The sequence below is a fragment of the Psychroserpens mesophilus genome (assembly GCF_050617655.1).
Classification (GTDB): Bacteria; Bacteroidota; Bacteroidia; order Flavobacteriales; family Flavobacteriaceae; genus Psychroserpens; species Psychroserpens mesophilus_A.
In genome coordinates this window covers 48,883-62,313 of sequence record NZ_JBODQC010000003.1, presented here as the reverse complement: position 1 = coordinate 62,313, position 13,431 = coordinate 48,883, and the positions used below count along the sequence as shown (strand labels likewise).

At 33.5% G+C, this 13,431-nt stretch carries 7 protein-coding genes; 4 read left to right on the top strand and 3 right to left on the bottom strand.

Annotated features, from left to right (window positions below; translation table 11 throughout):
• Positions 1-12: 12 nt before the first annotated feature.
• Complete coding sequence (locus ACRHNM_RS07010) at positions 13-1,476, bottom strand: aminoacyl-histidine dipeptidase (RefSeq protein WP_431135057.1); 1,464 nt, start codon at positions 1,474-1,476, stop codon at positions 13-15.
• A 52-nt stretch (positions 1,477-1,528) separates the two neighbouring features.
• Between ACRHNM_RS07010 and ACRHNM_RS07005 the strand changes: the two genes are divergently transcribed.
• The 4 genes from ACRHNM_RS07005 (at position 1,529) to ACRHNM_RS06990 (ending at position 8,006) form a co-directional block, all read left to right on the top strand.
• Complete coding sequence (locus tag ACRHNM_RS07005; protein WP_431135055.1) at positions 1,529-2,599, top strand: DUF3810 domain-containing protein; 1,071 nt, start codon at positions 1,529-1,531, stop codon at positions 2,597-2,599.
• A gap of 78 nt (positions 2,600-2,677) precedes the next feature.
• Positions 2,678-5,656, top strand: a complete 2,979-nt coding sequence (locus ACRHNM_RS07000; RefSeq protein WP_431135053.1) for an amidohydrolase family protein — start codon at positions 2,678-2,680, stop codon at positions 5,654-5,656.
• A 10-nt stretch (positions 5,657-5,666) separates the two neighbouring features.
• Positions 5,667-6,974 (top strand): amidohydrolase family protein, encoded by a 1,308-nt coding sequence (locus tag ACRHNM_RS06995; protein ID WP_431135051.1) that lies wholly within the window; start codon positions 5,667-5,669, stop codon positions 6,972-6,974.
• 15 nt (positions 6,975-6,989) lie between these two features.
• Positions 6,990-8,006 carry a metallophosphoesterase gene (locus ACRHNM_RS06990; RefSeq protein ID WP_431135049.1) on the top strand — a complete coding sequence of 339 codons (1,017 nt, stop codon included), beginning with the start codon at positions 6,990-6,992 and terminating at the stop codon, positions 8,004-8,006.
• Positions 8,007-8,067: 61 nt separating this feature from the next.
• On the opposite strand, the gene ACRHNM_RS06985 is transcribed toward ACRHNM_RS06990, so the two are convergent.
• On the bottom strand, positions 8,068-8,871 hold the full coding sequence (locus tag ACRHNM_RS06985) for a DUF6503 family protein (protein ID WP_431135047.1): 804 nt from the start codon (positions 8,869-8,871) through the stop codon (positions 8,068-8,070).
• A 105-nt stretch (positions 8,872-8,976) separates the two neighbouring features.
• On the bottom strand, positions 8,977-13,335 hold the full coding sequence (locus ACRHNM_RS06980) for a DUF7619 domain-containing protein (RefSeq protein WP_431135045.1): 4,359 nt from the start codon (positions 13,333-13,335) through the stop codon (positions 8,977-8,979).
• Between the last annotated feature and the right edge of the window lie 96 nt (positions 13,336-13,431).

The window sequence follows — 13,431 nt, the reverse complement described above, 5'->3', positions numbered from 1 at the left end:
GAGAATCTATCATTATTTCTTCGGAATACGTTTTAGAATCTCTAAAACAAAGTTCCAGTATTTTTGTGCTGATGAAATCTGTGCGCGTTCATCAGGTGAATGTGCTCCCTTGATGTTTGGCCCAAAACTAATCATGTCCATATCTGGATAGTTTGTTCCCAATATACCACATTCTAAACCAGCATGACAAGCTGCCACATGAGGTTCTTCACCATTATTTAGTTCTTTATACAATGGCACCATTACTTTTAAAATATCAGAATCCATATTAGGTTTCCAACCTGGATAATCACCACCAAACTCAACTTCACAACCCGTTAATTCAAACGTTGCTCTTAAACCATTAGCTAAATTCCATTTTGAACTTTCAACAGAACTACGAGTTAAACATCCAATTTTAACATGACCATCTTTTACTATTACACGAGCAATGTTATTAGAGGTTTCAACCAAATCTGGAATATCAGGACTCATTCTGAACACGCCATTTAATGCAGCATAAATAGCTCTTGTTAAACCTTCCTGAACACCCAAATCCATAATGTATTTTGGTGTATCAGTTTTAGAAATAGTTATCACTAAATCTGGTTCTATGGTTTTGTATTCAACTTTTATTTCATTTGCTAAATCGTTCATTTCTGAAACAAATGATTCTTCGTTTATGGCATCAATAGCAACAATAGCGTTGCTTTCTCTTGGAATAGCATTACGTAAACTTCCACCATCAATTTCTGAAATACGCAATCCGAAGTTTTCAAAACCATCAAACAACATACGGTTCATCATTTTATTTGCGTTGCCTAAACCTTCATGAATTTGCATTCCTGAATGACCACCTTGCAACCCTTTAACAGAGACTTTATACCCTATTTTAAATTCTGGTGTTTCTTCTTGCTCGTAGGTTCTTGTAGCTGTCACATCTACACCACCTGCACAACCTACACCAATTTCATCATCTTCTTCGGTATCCAGATTTAGGAGAATCTCACCTGAAAGCAGACCTCCTTTTAAGCCCATTGCTCCAGTCATTCCTGTTTCTTCATCAATTGTAAATAAGGCTTCAATTGCTGGATGCTCAATATCTGAACTTTCTAAAATAGCCATGATTGTTGCAACACCTAATCCATTATCTGCTCCTAAAGTTGTGCCTTTAGCTCTTACCCAATCGCCATCAACATACATTTCAATTCCTTGTGTATCAAAATCGAAATTAGTGTCATTATTTTTTTGATGAACCATATCTAAGTGCGATTGCATCACAATGGTCTTTCTATCTTCCATTCCTGATGTTGCAGGCTTTTTAATGATGACGTTTCCTACTTCATCTTCAATCGTTTCCAAACCTAAGTTGGTTCCAAAGTCTTTCATGAATTGAATTACACGTTCTTCCTTTTTTGAAGGTCTTGGTACTGCGTTTAGATCTGCAAATTTATTCCAAAGTGTTTTTGGTTCTAGTACTCTTATTTCTGCGCTCATGTTATTCGTTTTTTAGTTTCGCAAAGGTACATCTTTTTAGTATTTTTGAGTCATGCTGAAACATAAAAAAAGCCTCATTGCCTTCTCTATCATTCCTCAGATTTTACTCCTGAAGGTACTGGCAAACTATCCTGAGTTTGTGGAATCTGTATATAGTCACGGGATTTATATTTACATATCAAAAGGCATGCGTTATGTGTTTGGCTGGCTACCTTTTTCGGTTGGAGACATTTTATATACAGTTTTAAGTTTGTACATTATTAGGTGGCTCATTATGAACAGAAAGCGGATTATAAAAGATACAAAACACTGGTTTTTAGATGTTCTTTCAGCTTTATCAATTGGTTATTTTGCCTTTCATATATTATGGGCTTTTAACTATTATCGCTTACCACTTCATGAATCTTTAAACATAGATAACGATTACACCACTGAGGAATTGGTACATTTAACCGAACAATTAATAACCAAGGTCAACACCATTCATTTAAGCGTTACAAACAATGATTCTGTAAAAGTTGAGATCCCTTTTTCAAAAGCTCAAGTATTACAAATGATTCCTGATGGTTATGACCAACTTTCAAAAACGTTTCCATATTTAGCGTATCATCCAAGAAGTATTAAAACCTCTATATATAGCTTACCACTGACATATATGGGGTTTTCGGGCTACTTAAACCCGTTTACTAATGAAGCTCAAATTGACGAACTGATTCCATTATACAAGTTTCCAACTACTGGAAGTCATGAAGTTGCTCATCAATTAGGTTATGCTGCAGAAAACGAAGCTAATTTTATTGGAAGTATGGCTGCCATGCAACATCCAAATGTCTATTTTCAATATTCTGGATATGCGTTTGCATTACGACATTGTCTCAATGAGATTTACAGAAGAGATTTAGAGCTTTATAAAGCCATGTCTTCCAAAGTTAATACTGGTGTTATAAAAAATTATCAGGAAGTCCAGAACTTTTGGTTTTCATATGAAAATCCTCTGGAGCCTATATTCGAAAAAACTTTTGATCGTATTCTAAAAGCTAATAATCAATCTTCAGGAATGAAAAGCTACAGCTATGTTGTTGCATTATTAGTTAATTACTACAAATTTAATGCGTTAGAATAACGTTAAAATACTATTATTTACAACTCAGCTTCCCCTTTAATTTTTATCTTTAGAGCAACTAATTAATAATTGTAATATATGTTTAAAATCCCTTTAAGACTCTTGTTGTTTTTATGTAGTTTTTCACTTTTAGCACAAGAGTATTTTCCGAAAAATGATGGTGTAAAAACCATTAACTCCAATTACACAGCATTTACAAATGCAAAGATTTACATCACTCCTACTCAAATTGTAGATAACGGGACACTTCTCATCAAGGATGGTAAAGTTATTGCTTCAGGAGCACAAGTAACCATTCCAGAAAACACGACAATTATAAATGTTGAAGGAAAACATATTTATCCTTCATTTATAGATATGTATTCTGATTTTGGAGTAGAAAAACCGAAGCGTGAAAGTAGAGGTGGTAGAAGTCCGCAGTATAATCCATCTCGAACAGGTTATTATTGGAACGATCATGTGATGCCTGAAAATAATGCCATTTCTAAATTTAATTTTGATAATAAGAGTGCGAAAGAATTACTAAATGCTGGCTTTGGTGTCGTAAACACTCATATTCAAGATGGTATTGTAAGAGGCACAGGAACTCTGGTAGCTCTTAATACTGAAGGTGGAAATGACATGGCTATTATTGAGCAGAATTCAGGACAATACTTTTCGTTTAGTAAAAGCGTTACCTCTCGTCAGTCGTATCCTGGCTCTATCATGGGCAGTATGGCATTACTGCGTCAGTTATACATTGACGCTGATTGGTATGCAAAAGGAAATAGTAAGACCAAAGACTTGTCTATTGAAGCTTTAAACAAGAATAAAAATCTGGTTCAAATCTTTGATGCTGGTAGCAGAGCTAACGGATTACGAGCAGATAAAGTTGGAGATCAATTTGGCATTCAATACATTATTCTTGGAGGTGGTGATGAATACGAACGCATAAATGAAGTTAAGGCGACTAATGCTTCTTTTATAATTCCGATAAACTTTCAAGATGCTTATGATGTTGAAAATGTATATTTATCTCAATCACTTGCATTAAGTGATATGAGAGCATGGAGCCAAGAACCTTCAAATCCTAAAATTCTTGCAGATAACAATGTGCCTTTTGCGTTTACGACGCACGATTTAAAATCACCCAAAGAATTTAAAGACAACTTAATGAAAGCCATTGCATATGGACTTTCAAAAGAAAAAGCTTTAGAAGCCTTAACGACAACTCCAGCAAAATTACTAGGAAAACAAGCCGAAATTGGTAACCTTAACAAAGGTGCATATGCTAACTTTTTGATTACTTCTGGAGATGTTTTTGACAAAAAAACAACTGTTTATGAAAACTGGGTTCAAGGCACACAAATGGTTATAAACGATATGAACACCAAAGACATTAGAGGTGACTATGAGTTTAATCTTGCTGGTGAATCTTACAAAATGACCTTGAAAGGGGAATTGAGCAAACTAAATTCTGAAATTACCAGTGATGAGAAAAAGCGTGGTTCAAAAGTAAGTTACAATGATGATTGGTTATCAATTACCATGACGAGTAAAGACTCTACACAACAAGAATTTATTAGATTAATGGCTAATGTTGCTCAAGGAGATAACTTAAATGGAAAAGCCTTGTTTCCCAATGGTAATGAAATGACATTTTATGCTAAAAAGTTAGAGTCTGATAAAGAACAAGACAAAAACTCTAAAGAAGAAGACAGTTTAAAAGTTAAAGACATCGCTCCTGTAACCTACCCTAATATGGCTTATGGTTTTAAAGAATTACCAAAGCAAGAAACATTATTATTTAAAAATGCAACTGTTTGGACTAATGAAGCTGAAGGCATTTTAGAACAAACAGATGTGTTAATTAAAAATGGAAAAATAGTAAAAATCGGAAAGGACTTATCAAATTCAAATGCGCAAATTATTGATGCAACAGGAAAACATTTAACGTCTGGAGTTATTGATGAACATTCACATATTGCTGCGGCATCTATAAATGAAGGTGGTCAGAATTCTTCAGCAGAAGTGAGCATTGAAGATGTTATTGATGACGAAGACATTGATATTTACAGAAATCTTGCTGGCGGAGTTACAACAATTCAGATTTTACATGGCTCAGCGAATCCAATTGGAGGACGCTCTGCCATTATCAAATTAAAATGGGGAGAAAATGCCCAAGATTTGATTTATGACAATAGTCCGAAATTTATAAAATTCGCATTAGGAGAAAATGTAAAACAATCTAACTGGTCGAGTTTTGAACGTTTTCCGCAAACCAGAATGGGAGTTGAACAATTATACATTGATTATTTTAGTAGAGCCAAAGCATATGACAAGCTTAAGAAAAGCGGAAAGCCTTACCGAAAAGATATAGAAATGGATGTGTTAGCAGAGATTTTAAATAAAGAGCGCTTTATTTCTTGTCATTCGTATGTACAAAGTGAAATTAATATGTTAATGAAGGTTGCAGAGCAATTCGGCTTTAATATCAATACATTCACACACATCCTTGAAGGATATAAAGTTGCCGATAAAATGGTAGAGCATGGCGCTGGAGGTTCAACTTTTAGTGACTGGTGGGCTTACAAATATGAAGTAAACGATGCAATCCCTTACAATGCAGCAATAATGCACAATGCAGGAGTTGTTGTTGCTATTAATAGTGATGATGGTGAAATGGCTCGTCGTTTAAATCAAGAAGCTGCAAAATCTGTCAAATATGGTGGTATCTCAGAAGAAGAAGCCTGGAAATTTGTCACATTAAATCCTGCAAAACTACTTCATATAGATGACAGGGTTGGAAGTATAAAAGTGGGAAAAGATGCTGATTTGGTATTATGGTCAGACCATCCGTTATCTATTTATGCAAAAGCAGAAAAAACACTTATTGAAGGTGTTACTTATTTTGACATCAAACGTGATGAAATGATGCGTTCTCAAATTAAAAAAGAAAAAGCAGAACTTATCAACCAGATGATGTTAGCTAAAAATAAAGGACTGAAAACACAACCTATAAAGAAGAAAGAAAAAGATCAAATGCATTGTGATTATATTGATCATGAATCTCACTAAACATAAAAACATGAAACACATAAATATATATATCGTTTTGTTGCTATTGACATTTGGTTTAACAAATGCACAACAAACACCAGCAAAAAAGCAAAGCAAAACTATTGCCATTAAAGGTGCAACAGCTCATATTGGGAATGGTGAAGTTATAGAGAACAGTATTATCATTTTAAAGGATGGAAAACTACTGAATGTTGTAGACTCCAGAATCGTAAAAATCAAACTCGCAGAGATGGAGGTAATTGATGCTACTGGAAAACACGTTTATCCTGGTTTTATCATTCCAAATACCACTTTAGGACTTGTTGAAATTGACGCTGTACGAGCTACTGATGATGATTCGGAATTAGGATCTTGGAATCCGCATATTAGAAGTTTAATTGCTTATAATACAGAATCTAAAGTTGTAGAATCGATGCGACCAAATGGTGTGCTTTTAGCACAAATTACACCTCGTGGTGGACGAATTTCTGGAACGTCTTCTGTAGTACAATTAGATGCATGGAACTGGGAAGATGCAGCAGTAAAAGAAGATGATGGTATACACATGAACTGGCCTAACAGTTTTAGTCGAGGTCGTTGGTGGCTAGGAGAAGATCCTGCTATGAAAATGAATAAAAACTATGAAAAGCAAGTTAAAGAGATTACAGACTTTTTAAATGAGACTAAAGCTTATATAAAAGGTAGTGGTTCTGCTTTAAACCTTCCTTATGAAGCCACTAAAGGGCTTTTTAATGGTTCAAAAAAGCTATACATTCATGTTGATGATGAAAAAGGAATTATTGACGCTGTTAATTTTTCAAAAGAAAATGGTGTTAAAAATATGACCATTGTTGGTGGTTATCATGCTTATAGAGTTGCCGATTTGCTAAAGCAGAATAACATTTCTGTATTGTTACAACGTGTACATTCTAGACCAGACCAAACTGATGATGATTACGATTTACCTTTTAAAACAGCTAAAATGTTGGTGGATAAAGGTGTTGTTGTAGCCCTTGAAGGCAGTGGAGGAATGGAACGCATGAATGCTCGTAACTTACCGTTTTATGCTGGAACCACTGTTGCATATGGGTTAACTAAAGCACAAGCTTTACAACTTATCACTTTAAATACAGCTAAAATATTAGGTATCGACGAAAATTATGGTTCACTGGAAGAAGGAAAAAGTGCGACTCTATTTATAAGCGAAGGTGATGCTTTAGATATGCGAACTAATATTATTTCTCATGCTTTTATAGACGGAAGAATGATTAGTTTAGAATCACACCAAACGACGCTTTGGAAACGTTATTCTGAAAAGTTTAATACTCAAGATTAATTAATTTAATATGTATTGAAGACTCCAAAACTTATTTTCATAGTTCTTATCTCCTTAACTGGCTTTATTAGTTTTGGACAAGGACTAAATGATGGCCCTTATGTTTTTATTAATAAGACAAATCTCATTCAAAAAAACATAGTTGAAGGAAAGGTGATTACTAAAACGTTAGAGCGTTCGGCATTTCCTAAAACTTATCCGGCTGAGCCATCTGTTTTTTTAGGAGTTGAAAAGATTGCTGCGTTAAGTGATATTCATGGTCAATATGATTTAGCTATTGATGTATTAAAAAACAACAGCATTATAGATGATGACTTAAATTGGAGTTTTGGTAAAGGCCATCTTATTATTGTTGGTGATATTTTTGACAGAGGTCCCAAAGTAACTGAAATGCTTTGGCTTATATATAAACTGGAGCAACAAGCAAAACAACAAGGTGGTTATTTGCATTTTTTATTAGGTAATCATGAATATATGGTTTTGCATAAAGATTTGAGATATGTTAATGAAAAGTACTTGAATGTTAGTAAGCTACTGGACTTAGATTATGACAAACTTTATAGTAATACAACTATTTTAGGACGATGGTTACGATCTAAATCGACTATTTTAAGACTCAATGACCATGTGTTTGTTCACGGTGGAATTTCTCAAGACTTTTTATCTAAAATCGGTTTTGATGTTGAAGTTATCAATGAAACGATGAGAGTTTCAATTGATATTAGTAAATCGGAATTAAAATCAACCGATTTCTATACCAATTATTATGGCTCAACTGGACCTATCTGGTACAGAGGTTATTTTAATGACCACTTAGAGCATGAAGATATCGATGAGGTATTATCAAAAACCGATTCAGAACATATAATTGTTGGTCATTGCTCCTTTGATGAAGTTATACGTGTATTTGAAGGTAAAATCTTTGGAGTTGATTCTAGTATTAAAAAGGGTGAATATGGAGAAGTTTTATTTATAGAAAATGGCAGGCATTATCGAGGTCTAAAAGATGGCACTCGAAAAGAATTTGATTAGTATAGTAAAAGCGTCGTAACCATAAAATTACGACGCTTTTACTTAATTTATATTGTGTTTCTTATTCTACAACCTCAGCTCCTTCTGGCTTACTAAAAATACTGGGCTTCATCTTCATTTTAGTAAGACTTACATCAGAAAATTCTAAATCATTTCGTTTTGTGGTTGGTAAATTGTTTTCGTAGTGATACCAGGTTAGAGTTTTTGGCAACTCTAAACCATTAACATTTTGCCACTCGCTATATTTTATAAAATGAAATTCTTTACCTTTTTCATTTGTAAAAAAGGTTACTGTATAGCCTAACCAAGCCATTTTATGAGTTTTAGAGTCGTAATATAAAATGTATTCATCTTCTGGTGATTCTCCTACTCCACTTTCATATGAAATTTTAATTCCAGGATAAGTTTTACCTTCGAAGTCTAATGGTTCTGCATCTTCATAGATAATACCACCATCTGCTAAGACGAAAGGCATTGCATAGAAATAGAACATCAAATTGTAATAAAACTTAGGATTTCCTTCATAACTTGTGGTATCTAGCTTTTGTAACCACACCTCTTGACCATCATAACCAATGGTATGTTTTGGCATTTTGATAAGAGAATTCCTGGTGTATAAATCTGTAATTGTAACCTCTTCACCAGTCTCTTTAGCCATTGTAAATTTAAGTGTTTGCATCTCGTTCCAGAGTTCTAATCCACCATGAGCCTCAAATACTTTTGTAATTGATTCTGGATAAGCACTTGTTGTCACATCTAATTCTGTTTCAGAATAATCAATAGATTCAACGGTTTTATTTTTCTTATCGTCTATGCAAGAAGAAAAAGCAATCAAGGCAATTAGTAGCAAACTTTTAATTTTCATATCATGATTTGTAATGGTTACGCGCTTAGACGAAGATACTGAGAATTGTTTACAAAAAAGCCCCAGAAATAATCTGAGGCCTCTTCGAAATTATTAAATAACCCTTTATTCAACAATTAATTTTTTGACCATCTCTTTAGTTGATGTATTTAGTTTCACAAAGTATAATCCGCTTTGTAAGTCTGAAACATTAAGCTCTAAATTTTGTTCTTGTGAAATAGAACGTTCTAATACTAATTTCCCTTGAATGTCATAAATACTAAGTTTGGCATTACTAATGTTATTTAACTTAATTGTCAAAACATCTTTTGCTGGATTAGGATATATAGTAAATCCGTTGATATCAAATTCAGATACTGACAATGCATCATCTACAAATTCGGTTTCAAAACGGTTTGTGGTCACTGGTGCATTGAAATCGAAATAAATGGCTGCAGTATTCGGAATCACATCACCTAAAGCGTATCCTGCTTTTGGTTTAATTTTAAAATACACATAACCTATACTACCATCTGCATCATCTTGTTCTGCTGGTAAATTAATAGTGTCAAAATACCATTCTAAATCACTTTCTGTTCTTGTCACCACGTAATCGTGACTTGAGCGTAACATTTGAAACGTTGTTTCATCTAAACTCACATCTAATGCATCTTCGATTCTAACAAACTCGGCAGCTGCAGTTCCTAAGTTTTGGAAACGGATGGTGTAGTATAACCATTCATCAGATGTTGAAAATTCATCATATAAAACTTTAGGACCATGAGCTTCCATTTTATCGTTTGGATCCCAAGAACCAACTACAACTTCAGATAGTGAAGAAAAATTGTTATCAGGTACTAAGTCGTTAGAATCAGTGAGATATATAGCTGTATTTGTGACAACATCATCTAAAGCTACTTCTACAGGACAAGTTAAAGACACATCTATATACTCAACAGCTCCTGGTTGAAGATTTACAAAATCGACCGTAAAACCAGAAGCTGTAGTTGTCATTGTATATGCAGGATTTATATTCAAGATATCATCAAATTCTAATTGTGCATCTAAAGTAAATTCAACAGTTCCAGATGCTATTGTTGTAAAGCCTAAGTTTTCTAACACAAGATAATTTTCATGTGTAAAACCAGGTCTTGGTGGTATCCAAGAATTGATTAAATACACAGCTAAATCTTCACAATTTTGTTCTTCAATTACAGGAAAGTCTATTGTAACTGTATTTCCAGTTGCTACAGAAACATTGTTAAAACTAGATGTTGTTATATCATAACATCCAGCAGATTCTTCATATAAATTATAAGTAATATCGTAAGTATCGGTTTCACTACCACTAATGATTTGGAAGCTACCAGTTGAAGAGTTTACAGTATTAATGATTCCGTCTCCATTCATTTCATAAGTGAAATATCCATTAGTGAAATTAACTTCGTTAGTCTCAAAAACTTGATTATTATTGGCATCTTGAAAAGCATTAACGACAACATATCCAACAGAATTTGAACAAAACACATCAAAATCCCAAGGGTCATAATTATCCGTTTCACAACTTATACTATAATCTGAATTTATTTCGATAGTAATAGTATCTCCTGAAGATTGAAACATAAGTCCGCTTAAATCACCATTATTTCCCCAAGGTGTCCCATTAATATCTGTACCATCAGAATCGAACACATATAAAAAATCATAAGACACTTCTATCTCTCCAGAATTAAAAACAACAGTTAATGGTGACCCATTAGAACTTTGAAAAGAAAAGGTCGTTGTGTCATCTACTGTGTAGCAATACACGACATTATAAGGTGTATCACCACATGCTACAATTTGATTTGGATTAGCCATTGTAGTAAAACTTTCCTCAATACAACCTGTTGCCTCTCCATTTGTATTATATGGTATAATAGTTACAAAATAAGTTGTTTCATACTCAAGACCAACGACATCATGCTCATAAACATTTCCAACATCATATTGATCTAAAAATTCATTTCCACCAGCAGTTGTCCCAATTGAAATCTTATAACCCGATGGAAAGTTAGTTGCAGCACTCCATTGTAAGTTTAAATTAACATCTTCATCTGTACTTCCATTAAGAGGTTGAGTTAAACTTGCATCACAATTAGGAATGATTGATGAATCTAAACAAGAGACATCAAAATTTAAAGGCAAATACCCTTGACTTTGGCAACTATTTGAATAATCAGATTCAACTTTAATCGTAATTTGTCCTCCAGACGATGTGAATTCTAGTCCTGTTACATCACCATTATTTCCATAAGGTGTATTCGCATTAAGGTTAGTGACACCATCTGAATCTAAAACAATAAGTTGATCAAAATTATTTTCTACTTGTCCTGAATTAAATACAACAGTTAATGGTAAACCGTTAGAACTAGAATATGGGTAAGTGGCTGTATCTTCATCAACATAACAAAACGTATCATTTACTGCTCCCGAACCACAATCTATAGGCTCATCACAAAAATATTGAAGTGGTAAAACAAAAAGTCTATAACAGCCAGTTTCTGGATTTAAAACTCTAATAAATATTTGAGAATTACCTGATAAATGGTTTAAGGGAAGTGCTTCTGACCCACTAGATGCGTTTAGAAACGTTGGATGAAAAGTAACTATTAGATCAGGATACTGATTTAAAATTACATCTCGATTTGGTGTAAAATCAAATTCTGCAAAACCATCATTATCATCATCACAACCATACATTGGTAAAAAGTTAGTAATATTTGGAAGCGTTAATAACTCTAAATTAATTGGACGAACCACAGTACAATCATCTGATCCAAGAACATTGATTCGGGCAAAAATTGTAGCGCCATTTGTAAATAAGTTGTATGGATTAGTTATTTCAGAAACGTAAATGAGGGCATCTGATTCAGTTTCAAAAAAGTTGATGTCATAACTTAAATTATCGTCTAAATTAGAAAGCACAAACTCTTCAATAAAAAACAATTCAACTGCTTCACCTCCATTCGAATTATAGTCACAAACACCATAAGTTGAATTTGCGAGTTCTGGACCAGATTGTATCTCCAGATGAATTGGAACGATTTCAAAACAATCTGTATCACTATAATATCCTTTTGCATAAATAGTAGAATTTCCACTTTCATAAGCGCTAGTAGGCCAGATATAATTTACATCACTAAGTGCGTCTGCTTCTGTCTCATAAAATCTTAAATTCACATTTGAACCATTTAGTATTTCAGTATAATTTGCTAATAGATTAAAAACTTCTAAGCCATCACCATTTGTATCACAAGCACTTAAAGTAATAGAATTTAATTCAAAATCCTCTTTCCCTTCTAATGAAAAGCCCTTAAAATCAAAACAACCTGAAACGGTATGTTCTACTCTTATATATATAATTTCTTCTTCGTTAGGAGCTGCAAGGACATACTGGGTTGGATTTGAAATTTGATTGGTTTGACTATATAAATCACCAAGAGAGTTGTAATACGTGATCACCAAATTTGTAGGATCTTGGTTTTGTAAAAGCTGTGCTTCATGTTGTGTTACATTATAAGGCAATGTCCAGTCACAAACAAATTGTTCATCTATATTTGATAAATTTAATACATTTCCTTCATTAGCAATCAATTCCAAAGGTGTTACATCATAACAAGTAATATTACTGACACGAGCATATATGGTTTGCGGATTAGAAGTATTGGTATAAGTTGATGGTAAATAACCTGTACCATTTTGAGCATCATTTTCTGTTAAATAATATCTTACAGTTAGCGGCAAACCTCCTGTAACCTCATCATTTTTATAAGGAAGATAAAACTGAGCAGTACCATTATTTCCACACGCCTCAAGTGGTGTCAAATTGTTAGCCACTACACCTTCTCCATAATACAATGCTCTTGGGACAACAAAAAAACAACCCTCTGTGTTTTCAGATCTTGCATATACTTGGTTTGGAATATTTTCAGCCTGAAGTATAAGAGGAAACATTAATGCATTGATGTTTTGTTCTGCTTCATTTTGGGTTAAGTGATAACTTAAACTGTAACCATTTTCTGTAGTCGCAAAGTTTAATTCCACTTCTCCATCACCATCTTCATCACATATATAAAGGTCAGTGTCTGGTATGAAAGGAACATCTAATACAACCAAACTAAAAAATGTGGTGTCAAAATTACCTGTAGATATTTCTTCAACCTTAGCCCAAATCATTTGTGGATTTGCAACGTTTGAATATGGACTGGATAAAGCCTCATTTCCATTTTCAGCATCAAATTGACTGATATGATAAGTTACCATAAAATCTGATGGATCTTGACCTTGAAGAATCTCTGAGTCCTTTAAGCTTAAATCAAATTCAGCTAAACCTTCATTATCCATATCACATAACTGATAATCTGATGGTTGATTTGCTACTTGAGCGTGAGCAACAGAGCACATAATCAGTGCTATAGTTACAAGGAGTAGTTTTAAATTCATTATGTAAAGTTGTTTGATACACTAAATATAAGAGTATTAATTTAAACAACAGTTTATAATATAAAAAAAGCCTTAGAACAATTCTGAGGCTTTTAA

What these genes read in the sequence shown, in the direction of transcription:
- ACRHNM_RS06995 (WP_431135051.1), top strand. Translation starts at nt 5,667, where the DNA reads ATGAAACACATAAATATATATATCGTTTTGTTGCTATTGACATTTGGT.
- ACRHNM_RS07005 (WP_431135055.1), top strand. Translation starts at nt 1,529, where the DNA reads ATGCTGAAACATAAAAAAAGCCTCATTGCCTTCTCTATCATTCCTCAG.
- ACRHNM_RS06980 (WP_431135045.1), bottom strand. Translation starts at nt 13,335, where the DNA reads ATGAATTTAAAACTACTCCTTGTAACTATAGCACTGATTATGTGCTCT.
- ACRHNM_RS06985 (WP_431135047.1), bottom strand. Translation starts at nt 8,871, where the DNA reads ATGAAAATTAAAAGTTTGCTACTAATTGCCTTGATTGCTTTTTCTTCT.
- ACRHNM_RS07000 (WP_431135053.1), top strand. Translation starts at nt 2,678, where the DNA reads ATGTTTAAAATCCCTTTAAGACTCTTGTTGTTTTTATGTAGTTTTTCA.
- ACRHNM_RS07010 (WP_431135057.1), bottom strand. Translation starts at nt 1,476, where the DNA reads ATGAGCGCAGAAATAAGAGTACTAGAACCAAAAACACTTTGGAATAAA.